The organism is Mycobacterium sp., from assembly GCF_049683355.1.
Classification (GTDB): domain Bacteria; phylum Actinomycetota; class Actinomycetes; order Mycobacteriales; family Mycobacteriaceae; genus Mycobacterium.
In genome coordinates, this window is the sequence record NZ_JBAUJB010000232.1 from 1 (window position 1) to 17,571 (window position 17,571).

Sequence of the window (17,571 nt, forward strand, 5' to 3'; positions counted from 1 at the left end):
GGCACTGCGACCACGCCACCCCAGCCCGCGACGGCGGACCGACCAGCGCCCGCAACGGCCTCGGTGACTGCGAAGCCTGCAACTACGCCAAAGAAGCCCCCGGCTGGCAGGTGAGCACCACCGAGGCTGACGGAAACCACACCGCCGAATACCGCGCACCCCCACCGGGGCGGTCTACCACTCCACCGCCCCACCACTACCCGGACCACGACCACCAATCCGACGCCGAATCAGCCTCACCGAAAGCCAACTCAGCATCGACCTCGTCACCTTCGACGCCGCCTGACTACATCGAGCGGGACAGCACCCTGCCGAATTGGAGTAGTCGCTGCATCTGCGCCAGACCTCCGTTGTCGACCGATTTCACGAAACGGAAAGACTCACAATAGATGTCGGCATCGGTCGCCGACTTCTGCCGCGTCCTGGTGACCAGCTGGGTGTAGATCCGCAGCTTCACCTCGGACAGGCGCCGGGTGCCGTCGCCGAGCACCTCGTATTCGGTGGACAGCACCTGATCGGTCAGTGTGGACAACAGGATCGACCGCACCGACGCCATCAGGATTCGGTGCGGCTCACCCGCCTCGCGCGGACCGGACACGTCGTCGTCAGCACGCCACATGATCAGTCGGTGTCCGTCGGTGACGAGCACCTCCTGCCACAGCGCCTCACCCCACACCTTCTCGGTGAAGCCGCGCGACATGACAAACGACCTGATCGCAGCCGATTCGACGACAGAACGCAACTGATCCAACGCCAGGTCCGGGTCGCGCAGATACACCCTCGCCGCCTCGCTGACGCTGGTGTAGGGAGCCCAGTCCTGCGGAGTCGCCATCTCTCAGGACCCGAGACTGCCTTCTCGGCCGCCCTGCACCGCGGCGGCGGCGGCCCGAATCTGCGGCGTCACCAGCATGACCTGACCGAGCAACCCGTTGACGAAACCGGGTGAGTCATCGGTGGACAGCTGCTTGGCCAGCTCGACGGCCTCGTCGACCGCCACCGGTTCGGGGACGTCCTCGGCGTGCAGCAACTCCCACACCGCGACGCGCAGGATCGCTCGATCAACCGCTGGCAGTCGTTCCAGGGACCAGCCCTGAAGGTGCGCCGAGATCAGGTCGTCGACGTGCGCCATGTGTTCGGTCACGCCGCGCGCTACCGTCACCGTGTACGGGTTGAGCGGCGAAACTTCGTCGGACTGACTCAGCGCCAACGCATTTCGCGACTCGGCGACCTCCGCGGGGGTGATCCCACGTGCTTCGGCCTCGAACAGCAGGTCCACGGCGCGTTTACGGGCCTGGTGCCGGCCCCGGTCGCCCTTCCGGTCACTCACCCCGTCGCTCCGCTGCGCTCCGCTCGCCCCGGTCAGGCATTGACCCTTCCCAGATAATTGCCGTCGCGCGTATCCACTTTGAGCTTGTCACCGGTGTTGACGAACAGCGGGACCTGGATTTCGGCGCCGGTCTCCAGAGTTGCCGGCTTGGTGCCGGCACTGGACCGGTCGCCCTGCAGGCCGGGCTCGGTGGAGGCGACCGAGACCTCGACCGTCACCGGCAGCTCGAGGTACAGCGCCACACCGTCGTGGAAGGCGATCTGCACCGGCATGCTCTCCAGCAGGAACCCCGCGGCCCGGCCGACCAGCGACTCGGACAGCGGATGCTGCTCGAAGTCCTCACTGTCCATGAACACGAAGTCAGAGCCGTCGCGGTACAGGTAGGTCGCGTCCCGGCGGTCCACCGTGGCCGTCTCCACCTTCACCCCGGCGTTGTAGGTCTTGTCGACGACCTTGCCCGAGATCACGTTCTTCAGCTTGGTCCGCACGAAGGCCGGGCCCTTGCCCGGCTTCACGTGCTGGAACTCGACGATCTGCCAGAGCTGGCCGTCGATCTGCAGGACGAGCCCGTTCTTGAAGTCTGCGGTCGATGCCACGGTGGGTTGTTCTCCTAGCTGTCAGAGGATCGCCAGTTCCTTGGGGAACCGGGTCAGCAAGTCGGGGGTCTTATGGGAGTCACTGCCCACGACCAACGTGTCCTCGATTCGGACACCGCCACGGTCGGGCAGATAAACACCTGGCTCCACGGTCACGGCGGAGCCAGCAAGCAGTGTACCGGCGGCCGAGGCGTTGATTCCCGGCGCTTCGTGGATCTGCAGACCGACTCCGTGGCCGAGGCCGTGCCCAAAGTTCTCGGCGTACCCGGTATCGCTGATGACCGCTCGTGATGCCGCGTCGACGGCGCTGAGCGCCACACCGGGAGCCAGCGCCTCCCGCCCGGCCCGCTGCGCGGCGAGGACCAGGTCGTAGATGTCGTGTTGCCACTGGGCGATGGGAGAGAGCACGAACGTGCGCGTCATGTCCGAGTGGTAACCGCACACCAGCGCGCCGAAGTCGATCTTGACGAAGTCGCCGGCTGCCAGCACCGCGTCGGTGGGGCGGTGATGAGGGATCGCCGAGTTCGGCCCGGTCGCGACGATCGTCTCAAACGACGCGCCGTCGGCACCGTGGTCGAGCATCAACGCCTCCAGGTCTCGCCGGACGTCCTTCTCGGTGCGACCCGGACGCAGGCCACCGCCCTGCACCAGGTCCTTCAGCGCCGCGTCCGCCGCCTCGCATGCCAATCGCAGCAACGCGATCTCGCCGGCGTCCTTGATTTCGCGCAGGTTCTCCACCATGCCGGCAACGCTCACCAGCTCACAGCGATCGCCTGCCGCGCAAGTCAGCGCCGTGAATCCGTCGACGGTCACCACGTGGCTTTCGAAACCCACCGTGCGCACCGTGCCCGACTCGGCCGCCCGGCCGACCAGATGCGGTCCACACGCCCGCTCGATCACCACTTCGGCATCGGGTGCCTGCTGAGCAGCCTGGGTGCGGTAGCGCCCATCGGTGGCCAGCACCGGCGTTTCGTCCTCGGCGAGGATCAGCAGGGCGGCGTTCGAACCGGTGAATCCCGACAGATATCGGACGTTGACCAGGTTCGACACCAGAAGGGCGTCCAGTTCCGCAGCCGCCAGACGCTGACGCAACCGGTCGCGGCGCTGAGAAATAGTCACAGGCGGTGACGCTACTCGCTAAGGTGATGCCTCATGAGTAAGTGGTTGCTGCGCGGACTGGTGTTCGCCGCCCTGATGGTGATCGTTCGGTTACTGCAGGGAGCGATGATCAACGCGTGGGAGACCAAGGCGGGATTGATCAGCCTGACGCTGGTCGTCCTGTTCGCCGTCGTCGCGCTGATATGGGGTTATGCCGACGGGCGCTCCGACGCCCGTGCCAACCCCGATCCCGATCGGCGCCCGGACCTCGCGATGACGTGGCTGCTGGGCGGGCTGTTCGCGGGAGTGGTCAGCGGTGCGGTGGCCTGGTTCATCGGCGTGTTCTACCAGAACCTGTACGTCGAGGGCCTGATCAACGAGGTGACGACCTTTGCGGCGTTCACGGCGCTGCTGGTGTTCATCTGCGCCATCATCGGCGTCGCACTCGGCCACTGGCTGGTCGACCGCAAAGCTCCGCAGCAGGGGCACCGCCGGGAGAGCGACGACGACCGCGCCGACACCGACGTGTTCGCCGCCGTACGCGACGACCGCTCCGACGCCGACTACCGGCCCCAGTCCACCGCAACCGAGGCCGACCAGCAGACATCACCGGTCGCGGTCGCCGACGACGAGACCAGGCCCGTCGACAGGCGCGACTAGGTCCGAGCGACCTCGGCGTAGGCGGCGGCCAACAGCGAGGGATCGGGCCCTTCCAGCCGCCCCGGCTTGGCCAGACCGTCGAGCACCACAAAGCGCAGCACCCCGGCGCGGGTCTTCTTGTCGCCGACCATCGCCTCCAACAGCTGCGGAAGCGCGTCGGCGTCGTAGGAGACCGGCAGCCCCAGCGAGCCGAGAATGGCGCGGTGCCGCTCGGCGGTGGCGTCGTCGAGCCGCCCGGCCAGCCGGCCCAGTTCGGCGGCGAACACCAGACCCACCGATACCGCGGCGCCGTGCCGCCACTGGTAACGCTCGCGGCGCTCGATGGCGTGGGCCAGGGTGTGCCCGTAGTTGAGGATCTCGCGCAGCTGCGATTCCTTCTCGTCGGCCGCGACCACGTCCGCTTTGACCGCCACCGCGCGTCTGATCAGCTCCGGCAGCACCGCGCCGGTGGGATCGACGGCGAGCTCCGGGTCCGCCTCGATGAGGTCGAGGATCGTCGGGTCGGCGATGAAACCGGCCTTCACGATCTCCGCCATCCCGGCCACGATCTCGTTGCGTGGCAGCGTTTCCAGCGTGGCCAGGTCGATCAGCACCGCGGCCGGCTGGTGAAAGGCGCCCACCAGGTTCTTGCCCGCGTCGGTGTTGATCCCGGTCTTGCCACCCACCGCGGCGTCGACCATGCCGAGCAGGGTGGTCGGGATGTGCACCACATCGATGCCGCGCAGCCACGTCGCCGCGGCGAAACCGGCGACATCGGTGGCCGCCCCGCCGCCCAGGCTGACGATCGCGTCCTTGCGACCGATGCCGATCCGTCCGAGCACTTCCCAGATGAACCCGAGCACCGGCAACTCCTTGCCGGCCTCAGCGTCGGGGATCTCGATCCGGTGTGCGTCGATCCCCTTGTCCGACAAGTGCTCCCGGATCGCCTCGGCGGTCTGCGCGAGCACCGGCTGGTGCAGGATCGCTACCTTGTGCCTGCCGTCGAGGATGCGCGCGAGGTCGCCGAGAAGGCCCGCTCCGATGAGCACCGGATACGGCGGATCTGTACGTACGTGGACAGTCACGGGGTCCGTCACCGGCTCAGTCACTCAACGTCCTTTCTGGAACAGGAGGAGCCGGCGGCCTTTCTGGCGGCGACGGCCGCGGGACTCGGGGGCGCCTCCGTCGACGGCGGCGTGCTCAACGACAGCGGCGCGCGCCGCCATGACGGACGCCGGCGACGACGATCGGGTTTGGGCTTGGGAGAGTCCGGGTTGTCCAGTTTGGAGACGATGAAGCGCACCACCGCTCCCGGGTTACGGTGGTTGGTGTTCACCCGCAACGTGGCCACCTGCCGGTACAGCGGAACACGTTCTGCCATCAGGGCTTTGAACTTCTCGCTGCGATCCGGGCCGGCCAACAACGGCCGCACGGTCGTTCCTCCGGTGCGGCGCACCCCCTCGGCTGCGCTGATCTCCAGATAGATCACGGTGTGCCCGGACAGAGCTTCGCGGACGCCCGCCGTGGTCACGGCGCCGCCGCCCAGCGACAGCACGCCGTCATGGGTGGCCAGGGCCTCGCGGATGACACGCTCTTCGATGCGGCGGAACTCCGCCTCGCCGTCGGTACCGAAGATGTCGGCGATGGTGCGCCCGGTGGTCTCCTCGATCGCCGCATCGGTGTCGAGCAACGCGACGTCCAACGTCTTTGCCAGACGACGGCCGATGGTGGACTTACCCGACCCGGGAAGCCCGATGAGAACGACTTTGGGGGCCATCAGCCCGATGCCCGCACGGCCACTGTCGGTTCGCGGTCGGCCAGCGCCCGCAGGTAGGTCTCGATGTTGGCGCGCGTCTCCGCCAGCGAGTCGCCGCCGAACTTCTCCAGCGCGGCGCGCGCCAGCACCAGGGCGACCATCGTCTCGACGACGACCCCGGCCGCCGGCACCGCACACACGTCCGAGCGCTGGTGGATGGCGACCGCTTCGTCGCCGGTCGCCATGTCGACCGTGGCCAGGGCGCGGGGCACGGTGGAGATCGGCTTCATCGCCGCGCGTACCCGCACGGGTTGGCCGTTGGTCATGCCGCCCTCGAGGCCGCCGGCGCGGTTGGTCGACCTCATCACGCCGTCGGCGCCGGGATACATCTCGTCGTGGGCGACGCTGCCGCGCCGACGCGCCGTCTCGAAGCCGTCACCGATCTCGACACCCTTGATCGCCTGGATGCCCATGACGGCGCCTGCCAATTGACTGTCTAGGCGGTTGTCGCCGCTGGTGAACGAACCCAGTCCGACGGGTAGGCCGTGGACCACCACCTCGACCACGCCGCCGAGGGTGTCGCCGTCCCGCTTGGCGGCTTCGATCTCGGCGATCATCGATGCCTCGCTGGCTTCGTCGTACGCGCGCACCGGGCTGTCGTCGATCGCCGCCAGGTCGGCTGCCTGCGGCGGCGCACCGTCGTAGGGCTCCGACGCGCCGATGGAGATGACGTGTGAGAGGACCTCGACGCCGAGGGCCTGTTGGAGGAAGGCGCGGGCGACGGTACCCGCGGCCACCCGGGCGGCGGTCTCGCGGGCGCTGGCACGTTCCAGCACCGGACGGGCGTCGTCGAAGCCGTACTTGAGCATGCCCGCGTAGTCGGCGTGTCCGGGCCGCGGCCTGGTCAGCGGCGCGTTGCGGGCAGCGCTGTCGGCCAGCACGGCGGGGTCGACGGGATCCGGCGCCATCACCGTCTCCCACTTCGGCCATTCGGTGTTGCCGATCTCGATGGCGATCGGCCCGCCGAGGGTGAGGCCGTGACGCAGCCCGGCGAGCAGGGTGATCTGGTCCTGCTCGAACTTCATCCGCGCGCCGCGACCGTAGCCCAGCCGGCGCCGCGCCAACTGTGCGGCAATGGCCTGCGAGGTCACCGAAACGCCGGCGACCATGCCCTCGACCATCGCCACCAACGCGCGGCCGTGGGATTCGCCTGCTGTAGTCCATCGCAACACGCGTCCCATTTTCGCACGGCGGCATCACCGTCCCGAAACTGCGCGAGGGCTACAGCAGGGCGAGAGTCAACGCCGCCCCGGCAGCTAGACACATCGACGGCCCGTGCGGCAGCGGCGAGCGGTCACCGCGGACCAGCGCGGCCACCCCCAGCAGAACGGTCAGAACGGACGCCCCGAGGGCGGCCACCAGCCACACGTAGGCACCGAACGCCCCGGTGAGAGCGCCGAGCCCGATCGAGAGCTTCACGTCACCGGCACCCATCGCCTGCGGCGCCACCAGATGCACCACGGCATAGACAGCGAACATCACCGCCGCCCCTGCAGCAGCGGCCACACCGTGACCGGCGAGCGAGGCCACGACCAGAATCGTCGCCGCGCCGGGCAGTGTGAGCGCATTGGGAAGTCTGCGCTGCCGGACATCGAAACAACTCAGCGCCACCAGCCAGCCCGCCACACCGGCGACGGCCAGCGCCTTCAAAGCCTGCCCCACCTGTCCAGGCTAGGACCGCCGCCGGCCGGTCCGTTACACCAATAGGCTCAGGGCGCGGCGTCGAACGCCGCCCGCATCGCCTCTTTCGGCGCGGGCAACCCGGTGAACTGCTCGACCTGGGCGAACGCCTGATGCAGCAGCATCTGCAGTCCGCCGATCACCTGGCCGCCGGCCGCCTGGACTGCCAGGGCCAGCGGAGTCGGCCATGGGTCATAAATCGCATCGAGCAGCACCGGCGTCCGCGACAGCGCCCCGGCATAGTGCGCCGCCGCGTCGGCCGGGACGGTGTTCACCACGACGTCCACGCCGGCGACAATGTCCGCCAACTGCGCGTCGCCGACATCACACCAGTGCGCCCGAACGCCGCTGCGGATCGCGAGTTCGACCAGCGGGGCGGCCTTCCCCGCGTTGCGTGCGGCCACCGTGATGTGTCGCGCGCCGAGTTCGACGAGCCCGACGACCACCGCGGGTGCGGTGCCGCCGGAACCCACCACCATCGCGCGGTCGGACGAGGGCACGCCGGCCAGCGCGCCCACCACCCCGTCGACGTCGGTGTTGTCGGCATGCCAGCCCGCCGGCGAGCGCACCAGGGTGTTGGCCGACCCGATCATCCTCGCCCGGGCGGTGGCGTCGTCGGCGAACCGCAGCGCGGCGAACTTGCCCGGCATCGTCACCGACACCCCGACCCATTCCGGCCCGAATCCGCCCACCAGGCCGGGCAGTTGCTCGCCGGTGCACTCGATCCGGTCGTAGGTCCAGCCGTCCAGGCCCAGCGCCCGGTACGCCGCCAGATGCAGCAACGGGGAACGCGAGTGCGCAATCGGGGAACCGAGCACGGCAGCCCGCCGTGCGCTCATCGCCGCTGTCTGCTCTTCGCGCGAGCGCTCATCGCGCCGAGTCGAGGACGCCGTTGCGGATCGCCACTTCGATGTTGGCCAGATGCTGCTCGTACTCGCGGGTGAACAATGTCGTGCCCTGCATGTCGACCGTCACGAAGTACAACCAGTCCCCCGGTTCGGGCTGCTCGGCGGCAACGAGGGCGGGTAGACCCGGTGAGCAGATCGGAGTCACCGGAAGTCCCGGCCGGACGTAGGTGTTCCACGGGGTCGCACGTGCGCGGTCTCCGTCGGTGGTCGCCACCTCGACGCGGTCCAGCGGGTAGTTCACCGTCGAGTCGAACTCCAGCGTGCGCTGTTCGGCCAGCCGGTTGTAGATCACCCGCGCCACCTTCGAGAAATCCTGCGGCAAGGCCTCGCGCTGCACCAGCGACGCGACCGTGAGCACCTCGTACGGCGAGAGGTTCAGCGCGGCCGCGGTGTCGAGCAACCCGCTCTGTTCGTACTGCGCCGCGCTGGCGGCGATCAGCGTGGCCAGGATGTCCTGCGGCTCGGCCGACGGGTCGATGTTCCAGGTACCGGGGGCGATCAGCCCCTCGAGCCGCCGGTGATCGGAACCCAGGGCGTCGACGGTGCTCATCGCCCATTCGGGCACCGCAAGCGCGGACGGTGCCACGGTGCCGGTGATGTTCCGCAGGTCTTCGGCCGAGACGCACGTCCGGTCACCGTCGAGGTCCACGCACGAGGCATCGGAGATCAGGGTGAGAATGCCGTCGGTGACCGCGTTGGTCCCGACGTCGCGGATGTCGTCGAGCTGACGGCCTTCCGGGATGACCAGCCTGCCGACCCGGTTCGCCGGATCGGCGAGGCGGTCGACGGCACTGGCCGCGGGGATCTCGGTGCGGACCTTGTAGAAACCCGGCTGGATGGCCGAGATGGCGTCATTTCCCGACGCCGCGCTGACAAACGCCTCCGACGTCGCCACGACGTTCTGCTCCTGCAACGTGTTGCCGATCGCGGTGGTCGAGTCACCCTCGTTCACCTGGATCACCACGTCGTTGACGCCGTCACCGGCGTAGTCGCCGCTCGAGCCGCCGAACAGCGAGTTCCACATCCTGGATCCGAGGAACACCGCGACGACCACCACCACCACCACGAGCATCACCAGCGCCGCCACCCCGGCGAGCCGCCGTCTGCGCAGCGTCCGGGCTTCCTGGATGCGGTCCCGGCGGGTGCGCCGACGCCGTGGCGGACCCACCGCGACGGGCTCGGCACGTTCGCTTGGCCAATCGTCAACCATCCCCGACCTCTCCGTGTGCGGTCAGCGCCGCCCGCCGCTGGTCCAGCCAGTTCTGCAGAATCCCCATCGCCGCAACCTGATCGATCATCGAACGTTGCCCCTTGGCGTGCACCCCGGCCTCCCGCAACGAGCGTTGCGCGGTCACCGTGGTGAAGCGCTCGTCGGCCAGCCTTACCGGAACCGGCGAGATTTGATCGGCCAGCCGGTCTGCGAGGTCGACAGCGTCTCGTGCCGACGAGCCGGCACGGTCGGCCAGCGTGCGCGGCAGACCCACGACCACCTCCACCGCCTGATGGTCGTCGACCAGCCGTCTCAGCCGTCGCAGGTGCTTGCCTGAGCGACGGTCCCGGGCGATCGTCTCCACCGGGGTCGCCAGGATGGCGTCGGGGTCGCTGACCGCCACCCCGATGCGGACGCTGCCGACGTCGATACCGAGGCGCCGGCCGCGCCCCGGGTCCGGGGACGAGTTCGGGTCTCCCGGCCGGTCCGGCAGACGGTCCTGGTGTTCGGGGTCGTCGGGGTGATCCACCAGGCTATCTCCGGGCGATCTCTGCACGTACCGCCGCCAGGGCCGCGTTGATACCCGCTGCCCCCTTACCGGATCCCTGCGCAAGATCTGCTTTGCCACCGCCACGTCCATTGACCGCTGCGCCCAGCTGCTTGACAAGGTCGTCGGCCCGTAGACCGAGATCCTGCGCCGCGGGATTGACCGCCACCACGTACGGCACGGCGTCGTCGTCGCCCTCAGCCAGCAGCGCAACCACCGCCGGACCGCTGCCGAGCTTGCCGCGGACGTCACCGACGAGTGAACGCAGGTCACCCGCCGACATCCCGCCGGCCATCCGCTGCGCCACGACCCGGACCTTACCGACCTCCTCGGCGCCGGCGGCCGCATTCGCCGCTGCGGCGCGCGCGTTGGCCATCCGCAGCCGGTCGAGTTCCTTCTCCGCGGCGCGCAACCGCTCCACCAGGTTGGCCACCCGGCCGGGCACCTCGTCCGAGGGCACCTTCAACGTCGACGCCAGACCTGCCATCAGCGCGCGCTCCTTGGCCAGATGGCGGAACGAATCGAGCCCGACATAGGCCTCGACGCGCCGGACACCGGACCCGACCGACGACTCGCCGAGGATCGTCACCGGCCCGATCTGCGCGGAGTTGCGGACATGGGTGCCACCGCACAGTTCCAGTGAGAACGGCCCGCCGATCTCGACGACCCGCACCTCGTCGGGATAGGCCTCACCGAACAGTGCCATCGCACCCATCGCCTTGGCCCGCTCCAGATCGGTGATGAAGCTGTGCACCTCGAAATCGGCCTCGACGGCCTCGTTGGTGACCTCTTCTATCTGCGTGCGCTGGTCATCGGTCAGCGCACCCTGCCAGTTGAAGTCGAAACGCAGGTAGCCCGGACGGTTCAGGGAGCCGGCCTGGACGGCGTTGGGACCCAGAACCTGGCGCAGCGCGGCATGGACCATGTGTGTTCCGGAGTGCCCCTGGGTCGCCCCGTGACGCCAGCGGGGATCAACGGCGGCAACGATGGTGTCACCCTCGACGAACTCGCCCGACTCAACGGTGACGCGATGCGCCCACAGCGTTTTGGCGATCTTCTGGACGTCGGTGACAGATGCGCGCGCCGTCTCCGAGGCGCCGGTCCCGCCGATGCTGCCCTCATCGGCGATCTGGCCTCCCGATTCGGCGTAGAACGGCGTGCGATCGAGAACGAACTCGACCCGCGACTCCGAGGTGCCTGGCTCGTGCGCCACCACCGGCACCCGCTTGCCGTCGACGAATATCCCGAGAATCCTTGCTTCGGTGGATAATTCGTCGAAGCCGGTGAACTGCGTGGGGCCGGCGTCAACCAGGTCGCGGTAGGCCGACAGGTCGGCGTGCGCTTGCTTGCGCGCTGCGGCGTCTGCCTTGGCCCGGCGGCGTTGCTCGGCCATCAGGCCGCGGAAGCCCTCCTCGTCGACCCGCAGGTCGGCCTCGGCCGCCATCTCCAGGGTCAGTTCGATCGGGAAGCCGTAGGTGTCGTGCAGGGTGAACGCGTCGGTACCCGACAGCACGTCGGTACCCGAGGCTTTCGTGGCCCGCGCGGCGTCGTCGAACAGCCGCGAGCCCGAGGCCAGCGTGCGGTTGAAGGCGGTCTCCTCGGCCACCGCGATGCGCTGGACGCGGTCGAAATCGCTGACCAGTTCCGGATACGACGGACCCATCGCGTCGCGTACCACCGTCATCAGGTCGGCCATCACGGGATCGTCGACACCGAGGAGTTTCGCGGCGCGGATGATGCGCCGCAACAACCGGCGCAGCACGTAACCACGGCCCTCGTTGCCGGGGCTGACGCCGTCGCTGATGATGATCGCGGCCGTGCGGCTGTGGTCGGCGATGATCCGGTAACGCACGTCGTCACCGTGGTTGCCCTGGCTGTATCCCCGGGGTGCGCGGGCAGCCATCAGATCGATGGCCGGGCGGAGCAGATCGGTCTCGTAGACGTTGTCCACACCCTGGAGCAGACAGGCCACCCGCTCGATGCCCATCCCGGTGTCGATGTTCTTGCGTGGCAGCGGGCCGAGGATCTCGAAGTTGTCCTTGGAGGTGCCCTCGCCCCGTTCGTTCTGCATGAACACGAGGTTCCAGATCTCGATGTAGCGGTCCTCGTTGGCTTCGGGGCCACCCTCGATTCCGTACTCGGGTCCACGGTCGTAGTAGATCTCCGACGACGGACCGCACGGTCCGGGGATCCCCATCGACCAGTAGTTGTCGGCCATCCCCCGGCGCTGGATCCGGGCCGATGGCAGGCCGGCGATGTCCTGCCACAGCGCAGCCGCCTCGTCGTCGTCCAGATAGACGGTCGCCCAGAGCCGTTCGGGGTCGAACCCGTAGCCACCCTGATCCACCGGGTTGGTCAACAACGTCCACGCCAACTCGATGGCGCCGGCCTTGAAGTAGTCGCCGAACGAGAAGTTGCCCGCCATCTGGAAGAAGGTGTTGTGCCGGGTGGTGATGCCCACCTCGTCGATGTCCGGGGTGCGGATGCACTTCTGCACGCTGGTCGCACGGTCCCACGGCGGCGTCCGCTGGCCGAGGAAGAACGGGACGAACTGGACCATGCCGGCGTTGACGAACAACAGGTTGGGATCTTCGAGGATCACCGAAGCGCTGGGCACTTCGGTATGGCCCGCCTTCACGAAATGATCAAGGAACCGCTTCCTGATCTCGTGTGTCTGCACGTGCTGCTGTCCTCAGTCCTAGTCAATGGAGCCGACCAGCGGATTGGCCGTCACCTGCGAATACTCGACGCCCCACAGTACCGGTCGCCCCGGCTACGCCTTCAGGAAGCTATGCCTTCAGGAAGCAGCCTTCACGAAGCTCAGCCGGACTGAGCGACGCGGGTTGTCGGAGTTCAGATCCACCAGCACGATGCTCTGCCAGGTGCCCAGCAACGGCACTCCGTCGGCCACCGGCACCGTCACCGACGGAGACACCAGGCCGGGGAGCACGTGGTCGGCGCCGTGCCCCGGGGACCCGTGTGCATGCCGATATCGGTTGTCCCGGGGCAGCAGCCGCTGCAGCGCGTCGATGAGATCGTCGTCGGAGCCGGCGCCCGTCTCGATGATCGCTAGGCCCGCTGTCGCGTGCGGGACGAACACGTTGCACAATCCGCCGAAGCCCTGGTCCTGGGATGCGCAGAACGTCTGCACCGCAGCGGTCAGGTCGACGATGCGGCGGTCGGTGGTATCGATGTCGAGCACTTCGGTTTTCATCGGTTCCAGCCTACGAGCCGATCCACTGATTGACGCGCGCGTTTATTGCCGATCCGGCGAGGGTACTTCTGCCGCAATCGAACCCTCGGAGGAGAACATGACCATCGCCGGCATCATCACCGCAGTCTTGATCGGCGCCGTTGTCGGTGCTCTCGCCCGACTGGTGCTCCCGGGCAAGCAGAAAATCGGCATCCTGTTGACGATCGCGGTCGGCATCGTCTCGGCGCTGATCGGAACCGCACTGGCCGGCGCACTCGGCATCCCCACGGCAACCAGCGGCGTGGACTGGCTCGAGCTGCTCGCCCAGGTCGTCGTCGCCGTGATCGGTGTGGCACTCGTGGCCGCACTCATGGGCCGCCGGAACAGCGGCGTTGGCGGCGGTCGGCGTTCCGGCGCCATGCGCTGACGCCACCGAGCACCCCCACGTGATCCCGGCTGGAGCCCCGACCGGCCGGGATCACTTGGCTCTGTACTAGAGGTCTGCCAGCAACCGGTCGAGCTTCTCGTAGCCCTCGGTCATGCCGCTCTCCATGCCGGACGACAGCAACGCGTCGCGGGCTTCGACGTTGGGACAGATCGAGCGACCGCGCAGCCGGGAACGCCCGCCGCCGATGTCCTCGAATCACAGATACTCGATGTTGACCATGTCGCGCGCACCGTCGAATTCGAAGGTCTGCAAGATGAATTCGTGCTCCCGCACGGTGTGGAACGTGCCATTGAAGCTGTACTCGCCGTGTTCGTCTGCGTGCGAGTAGCGGTAGCCGCCGTGGTTTCTGAACTCCCATTCCGTGATGTTCATCTCGAGACCGTGAGGGCCGAGCCACCGCTTCACCAGCTCCGGTTCGGCGTGGGCACGGAACAGCGCCGCCACGGGCGCGTCGAAGTCGCGGCTGAACTCCATGGCCAGGATGTCCACCGGTGCCACCAGGTCGAGTGCGTTTGTCATAGCGTCTTCCCTGTCGTCTCGGTCTCCGGCGGAAGCTGCGCCAGCAGCGCATCCAGCCGGCGGTAGTTGCGTTCGGCGTCCAGCCGGTAGCGGTCGATCCACGAGGTCAACTCCTCGAGTGCGGCAGCCTCGAGATGCACCGGTCGACGCTGGGCGTCACGGCTCCGGGTGACCAGACCCGCGTGCTCGAGCACCTGGATGTGCTTGGACACCGCCTGCTTGGTGATGACGAACGGCGCTGCCAGCTCGTTGACCGTCGCCGGCCCCCGCGACAGCCGCGCGACCATCGCACGGCGAACGGGGTCGGCGAGTGCCGTGAAGGCTCGATCCAGCCGGACCTCGGCGTCTCCACCATCCGCCAATAATCAACCTCCTCTTTGATCAACGTTTAGATTGATTACAACGGTAGAGCCGCCCCCGTCGAGGTGTCAAGGATGATTTTGAGGTCAGCGGGTGCGACGGATGATGGCGCGCAGCTTCTCCAGCCTGGTGGAGATCTCCCGCTCGACGCCACGCGCGGTGGGCCGATAGTAGTCCACGCCCACCAACTCGTCCGGCGGGTACTGCTGTGCCACCACCCCGTCGGGGTCGTCGTGCGAGTACCGGTACCCGACGGCGTTGCCGAGCTTCGAGGCCCCCGAGTAGTGCCCGTCGCGCAGTTGGGCGGGCACCAGGCCCGCCTTGCCCGCCCGGATATCGGCCATGGCCGCACCGAGCGCCGTCGTCACGGCGTTGGACTTGGGCGCCGTCGCCAGGTGGACGGTCGCGTGCGCCAGCGTCAGTTGCGCTTCCGGCATGCCGATCAACTGCACCGTGTGCGCCGCAGCGACCGCGGTCTGCAGCGCAGACGGGTCAGCCATCCCGACGTCCTCGCTCGCGAGGATCACCAGACGCCGGGCCACGAACCGCGGGTCCTCCCCCGCCACCAGCATGCGGGCCAGATAATGCAGCGCTGCGTCGACGTCGGAACCCCGGATCGACTTGATGAACGCGCTGACGACGTCGTAGTGCTGATCCCCGTCGCGGTCGTAGCGCACCGCGGCCCGGTCGAGCGATTGCTCGATCACATCGACGGTCACTTCGTCACCCGTTTCGGCGGCGACTTCCAGCGCGGTCAGGGCTCGGCGCGCGTCCCCTGCGGACAGCTGCACCAACAGGTCGACCGCGTCGTCGGCGACCCGGACCCGGCCGCTCAAGCCGCGCTCGTCGTCGATGGCCCGACGGATCACCGTGGCGATGGCTTCGGCGGTCAGCGGCTGCAACTGCAGGATGAGCGACCGACTCAGCAGCGGAGCCACCACGGAGAACGATGGGTTCTCGGTGGTGGCGGCGACGAGCAACACCACCCGGTTCTCCACCGCGGACAGCAGCGCATCCTGCTGAGTCTTGGAGAACCGGTGCACCTCGTCGATGAACAGCACCGTCTGCCCGCCCCGCACAGCGCTGACACGGGCTGTCTCGATCACGGCACGGACCTCTTTGACCCCCGCGGACAGCGCGGAGAGCGCCTCGAACCGCCGGCCGGTCGCCTGCGAGATCAACGAGGCCAGCGTCGTCTTGCCCGTCCCCGGGGGGCCGTACAGGATCACCGACGCCGCGCCGGAACCTTCGACCAACCGGCGCAGCGGAGAGTTCGGCTTGAGCAGGTGCTCCTGTCCGACCACCTCGTCGAGCGACGCCGGGCGCATCCGCACCGCCAGCGGCGACGACGTCCCGCCCCCGAGCGTGTCAGCGGCGCCGCCGTCGGTCTCCCGGCCGGGCACATCGAACAGACTGTCGGACACGTCTTCTACTTACCACGGCCTCACTGCGGGGGTCGGGTCACGAAGTCGATCAGTTCCTCCACCCGGCCGATCAACTCGGGCTCGAGGTCGGTCCAGTCCCGCACGCGGCCGCGAATTCGCCGCCAGGCCGAGGCGATGTCGGCCTGGTCGCGGTGCGGCCAGTTCAGCGCCGCACAGATGCCGTGCTTCCAGTCCTGGCCTCTGGGGATCGTCGGCCACGCCGCTATTCCCAGCCGGGCCGGTTTGACGGCCTGCCAGATGTCGACGAAGGGATGGCCCACCACGAGGGTGTGGGGCCCGCCCGGACCGCGACGGACGGCGTCGGCGATGCGCGCTTCCTTACTCCCCGTGACCAGGTGATCGACCAACACCCCCAACCGTCGCCCGGGCCCGGGACGGAACTCCGCGACGATGCCGGTCAGGTCGTCCACGCCGCCGAGATACTCGACCACCACCCCCTCGAGCCGCAGGTCCTCGCCCCACACCTGTTCCACCAGCTCCGCATCGTGGCGGCCTTCGACGTAGATGCGACTGGCCAGTGCGACCTTTGCTCGCGCGCCCGCCACCGCAACGGAGCCCGACGCGGTGCGGGCCGGCTCCGTCGGGGCCGCCTTCTTGGGCGCGGTGAGGATGACCGGCTTGCCGTCGATCAGGTATCCGGGACCAACAGGGAACGGTTTGGTACGGCCGTGCCGGTCCTCGAGTTGCATCCGGCCGTACTCGACACGCATCACGGCGCCGACGAAGCCCGTCTGCGCGTCCTCGACCACCATGCCGATCTCCACCGGTTGCTCGGTCGAGCGAGGCCGGCGGGCGCGGTGCGGGTCGTCGGCAAGGATGTCGGAACCATAGCGATCAGCCACCCGGTGATCGTAGGGAGAAGCGACGCCGAGAGGTGTCCACCGGCGCCCGCGTGTTGCTCGTGAATCGTCTCCCGGAAGGCGACCCGCAACTCCCTTTCATGTCGAAGGTGAAACGGTGGGCATTCTGCGACGAATTCCCGGTTCGCTCGCGGCGATGCCACACCAACCGACTTGTTCAGTCTTCCCATTGTGCGCTTTCGGGCAGCGATGCCGCGACGCCTTGGACGCACCCCTCCCGTGCGTGAGCACGGCCAGCCGGCAACGAAACCTCGGTGCCGGTCCGGCAAATGTGTCATGTCGGTGACGGACCGAAACTCGCTATTGCTGGCGCGTGTCTACGGTGGTTGTCAGAAGTCCACGAAATCGGGCATCCCGAGCGGGGCAAGTACCGTTCGTTGCTGAAAACGGAACCCGGTGACGGATGCGTCAATCGACTCCGGAAGGTCGACATGTCGCCGTAGCCGCCAGTCAACAATCACAATCATCAGATAATCGTCGAAATATAGACGCGCACAACAACTATGGGATTGCGCCGGATGGGTTTTCGCACCCTTCTGCGGATAGAGCCCACGCCCGCCCCGGCAGCCAGGGCGGGTCCGGTCGATGGTTGCTCGATCACGCGGTCAGCGTCAAGCTTTTCGGCGACGGCGTCGCGTCGCCCGGGCTCGGGAGACCGGGGGAAATAGGCTGGCCCTAGCGCCTGTAAGGATTCGCTCGGAAGGCGCGAAGTGATGCTTGACACATGTTCCAGCAAAGCATACTGTCTGTTAATACACGGATCCTCATCGAGGATCTTCTCGATCTGGCTGGGGCCTAAGTGGTCTCACCCGTAAGTTCCTCGGGGGTCATGCTGCGCGGGGCTGGGCGGGGTCGTGCTGGGACTCTGGTGTGTGGTTGTCGAGCCTGTTCAGCAGGTCGTCGAGGTCGGTGGTGGTGAACTTCC

The 17,571-nt window shown here is 68.0% G+C and carries 17 protein-coding genes and 3 pseudogenes; 3 read left to right on the top strand and 17 right to left on the bottom strand.

The features are described 5' to 3' along the window. Window positions 1-286, top strand: a pseudogene (locus WA944_RS13890) (HNH endonuclease); the annotation flags it as partial. Here WA944_RS13890 and WA944_RS13895 read toward each other — a convergent pair. The 4 genes from WA944_RS13895 to WA944_RS13910 are packed head-to-tail and all read right to left on the bottom strand — an operon-like array spanning window position 287 to window position 3,042. Further along, window positions 287-832: a hypothetical protein gene (locus tag WA944_RS13895; protein WP_526369904.1), complete on the bottom strand. Its 546-nt coding sequence runs from the start codon at window positions 830-832 to the stop codon at window positions 287-289. Window positions 833-835: 3 nt separating this feature from the next. Next, complete coding sequence (gene nusB, locus WA944_RS13900) at window positions 836-1,327, bottom strand: transcription antitermination factor NusB (protein WP_526369902.1); 492 nt, start codon at window positions 1,325-1,327, stop codon at window positions 836-838. A gap of 32 nt (window positions 1,328-1,359) precedes the next feature. Then, a complete protein-coding gene (gene efp, locus WA944_RS13905; protein WP_370331613.1) occupies window positions 1,360-1,923 on the bottom strand; it encodes an elongation factor P in 564 nt (187 codons plus the stop codon). 21 nt (window positions 1,924-1,944) lie between these two features. Continuing rightward, a complete protein-coding gene (locus WA944_RS13910; RefSeq protein WP_526369900.1) occupies window positions 1,945-3,042 on the bottom strand; it encodes a M24 family metallopeptidase in 1,098 nt (365 codons plus the stop codon). 33 nt (window positions 3,043-3,075) lie between these two features. Here WA944_RS13910 and WA944_RS13915 point away from each other — a divergent pair, with 33 nt between their 5' ends. Next, window positions 3,076-3,681: a B-4DMT family transporter gene (locus WA944_RS13915; RefSeq protein WP_526370590.1), complete on the top strand. Its 606-nt coding sequence runs from the start codon at window positions 3,076-3,078 to the stop codon at window positions 3,679-3,681. Here the strand turns inward: WA944_RS13915 and aroB are convergent. The 9 genes and pseudogenes from aroB to WA944_RS13960 all read right to left on the bottom strand — a co-directional run bounded on the left by aroB (window position 3,678) and on the right by WA944_RS13960 (window position 13,023). Continuing rightward, window positions 3,678-4,757 (bottom strand): 3-dehydroquinate synthase, encoded by a 1,080-nt coding sequence (gene aroB, locus WA944_RS13920; protein ID WP_526370598.1) that lies wholly within the window; start codon window positions 4,755-4,757, stop codon window positions 3,678-3,680. The two genes, WA944_RS13915 and aroB, sit on opposite strands and share 4 nt — an antisense overlap. Before the next feature lie 173 nt (window positions 4,758-4,930). Beyond that, a pseudogene (locus tag WA944_RS13925) lies at window positions 4,931-5,437 on the bottom strand (shikimate kinase); the annotation flags it as partial. Then, entirely contained in the window at window positions 5,437-6,648 is a 1,212-nt protein-coding gene (gene aroC / locus WA944_RS13930; protein WP_526370596.1) for a chorismate synthase, read from the bottom strand. The gene aroC and the pseudogene WA944_RS13925, both read right to left, overlap by 1 nt. 49 nt (window positions 6,649-6,697) lie before the next feature. After that, a complete protein-coding gene (locus tag WA944_RS13935; RefSeq protein WP_526370594.1) occupies window positions 6,698-7,126 on the bottom strand; it encodes a prepilin peptidase in 429 nt (142 codons plus the stop codon). Window positions 7,127-7,185: 59 nt separating this feature from the next. Next, on the bottom strand, window positions 7,186-7,995 hold the full coding sequence (locus tag WA944_RS13940; protein ID WP_526370588.1) for a shikimate dehydrogenase: 810 nt from the start codon (window positions 7,993-7,995) through the stop codon (window positions 7,186-7,188). A 28-nt stretch (window positions 7,996-8,023) separates the two neighbouring features. After that, window positions 8,024-9,274, bottom strand: a complete 1,251-nt coding sequence (mltG, locus tag WA944_RS13945; protein WP_526370586.1) for an endolytic transglycosylase MltG — start codon at window positions 9,272-9,274, stop codon at window positions 8,024-8,026. Then, window positions 9,267-9,803, bottom strand: coding sequence for a Holliday junction resolvase RuvX (gene ruvX, locus WA944_RS13950; RefSeq protein WP_526370584.1), 537 nt, complete (start codon window positions 9,801-9,803; stop codon window positions 9,267-9,269). Before ruvX ends, mltG begins: the two co-directional genes overlap by 8 nt. Before the next feature lie 4 nt (window positions 9,804-9,807). Further along, the gene (gene alaS, locus WA944_RS13955; RefSeq protein ID WP_526370582.1) at window positions 9,808-12,501 is read right to left on the bottom strand and encodes an alanine--tRNA ligase; all 2,694 of its coding nucleotides are present in this window, start codon (window positions 12,499-12,501) and stop codon (window positions 9,808-9,810) included. Window positions 12,502-12,618: 117 nt separating this feature from the next. Beyond that, window positions 12,619-13,023 carry a secondary thiamine-phosphate synthase enzyme YjbQ gene (locus WA944_RS13960; protein ID WP_526371063.1) on the bottom strand — a complete coding sequence of 135 codons (405 nt, stop codon included), beginning with the start codon at window positions 13,021-13,023 and terminating at the stop codon, window positions 12,619-12,621. A 109-nt stretch (window positions 13,024-13,132) separates the two neighbouring features. Between WA944_RS13960 and WA944_RS13965 the strand changes: the two genes are divergently transcribed. Further along, window positions 13,133-13,441 carry a GlsB/YeaQ/YmgE family stress response membrane protein gene (locus tag WA944_RS13965; protein WP_526371053.1) on the top strand — a complete coding sequence of 103 codons (309 nt, stop codon included), beginning with the start codon at window positions 13,133-13,135 and terminating at the stop codon, window positions 13,439-13,441. Between the two features lie 66 nt (window positions 13,442-13,507). On the opposite strand, the pseudogene WA944_RS13970 reads toward WA944_RS13965, so the two are convergent. From WA944_RS13970 to WA944_RS13985, 4 genes and pseudogenes are all read right to left on the bottom strand, one after another. Beyond that, a pseudogene (locus WA944_RS13970) lies at window positions 13,508-13,981 on the bottom strand (SRPBCC family protein). After that, on the bottom strand, window positions 13,978-14,343 hold the full coding sequence (locus WA944_RS13975; protein WP_526371055.1) for an ArsR/SmtB family transcription factor: 366 nt from the start codon (window positions 14,341-14,343) through the stop codon (window positions 13,978-13,980). Before WA944_RS13975 ends, WA944_RS13970 begins: the two are co-directional and overlap by 4 nt. Before the next feature lie 84 nt (window positions 14,344-14,427). Further along, entirely contained in the window at window positions 14,428-15,765 is a 1,338-nt protein-coding gene (locus WA944_RS13980; protein WP_526371057.1) for a replication-associated recombination protein A, read from the bottom strand. Between the two features lie 20 nt (window positions 15,766-15,785). Continuing rightward, complete coding sequence (locus tag WA944_RS13985) at window positions 15,786-16,628, bottom strand: DUF3097 family protein (RefSeq protein WP_526371059.1); 843 nt, start codon at window positions 16,626-16,628, stop codon at window positions 15,786-15,788. Between the last annotated feature and the right edge of the window lie 943 nt (window positions 16,629-17,571).

What these genes read in the sequence shown, in the direction of transcription:
- WA944_RS13915 (WP_526370590.1), top strand. Translation starts at nt 3,076, where the DNA reads ATGAGTAAGTGGTTGCTGCGCGGACTGGTGTTCGCCGCCCTGATGGTG.
- mltG (WP_526370586.1), bottom strand. Translation starts at nt 9,274, where the DNA reads ATGGTTGACGATTGGCCAAGCGAACGTGCCGAGCCCGTCGCGGTGGGT.
- WA944_RS13965 (WP_526371053.1), top strand. Translation starts at nt 13,133, where the DNA reads ATGACCATCGCCGGCATCATCACCGCAGTCTTGATCGGCGCCGTTGTC.
- WA944_RS13940 (WP_526370588.1), bottom strand. Translation starts at nt 7,995, where the DNA reads ATGAGCGCACGGCGGGCTGCCGTGCTCGGTTCCCCGATTGCGCACTCG.
- WA944_RS13895 (WP_526369904.1), bottom strand. Translation starts at nt 832, where the DNA reads ATGGCGACTCCGCAGGACTGGGCTCCCTACACCAGCGTCAGCGAGGCG.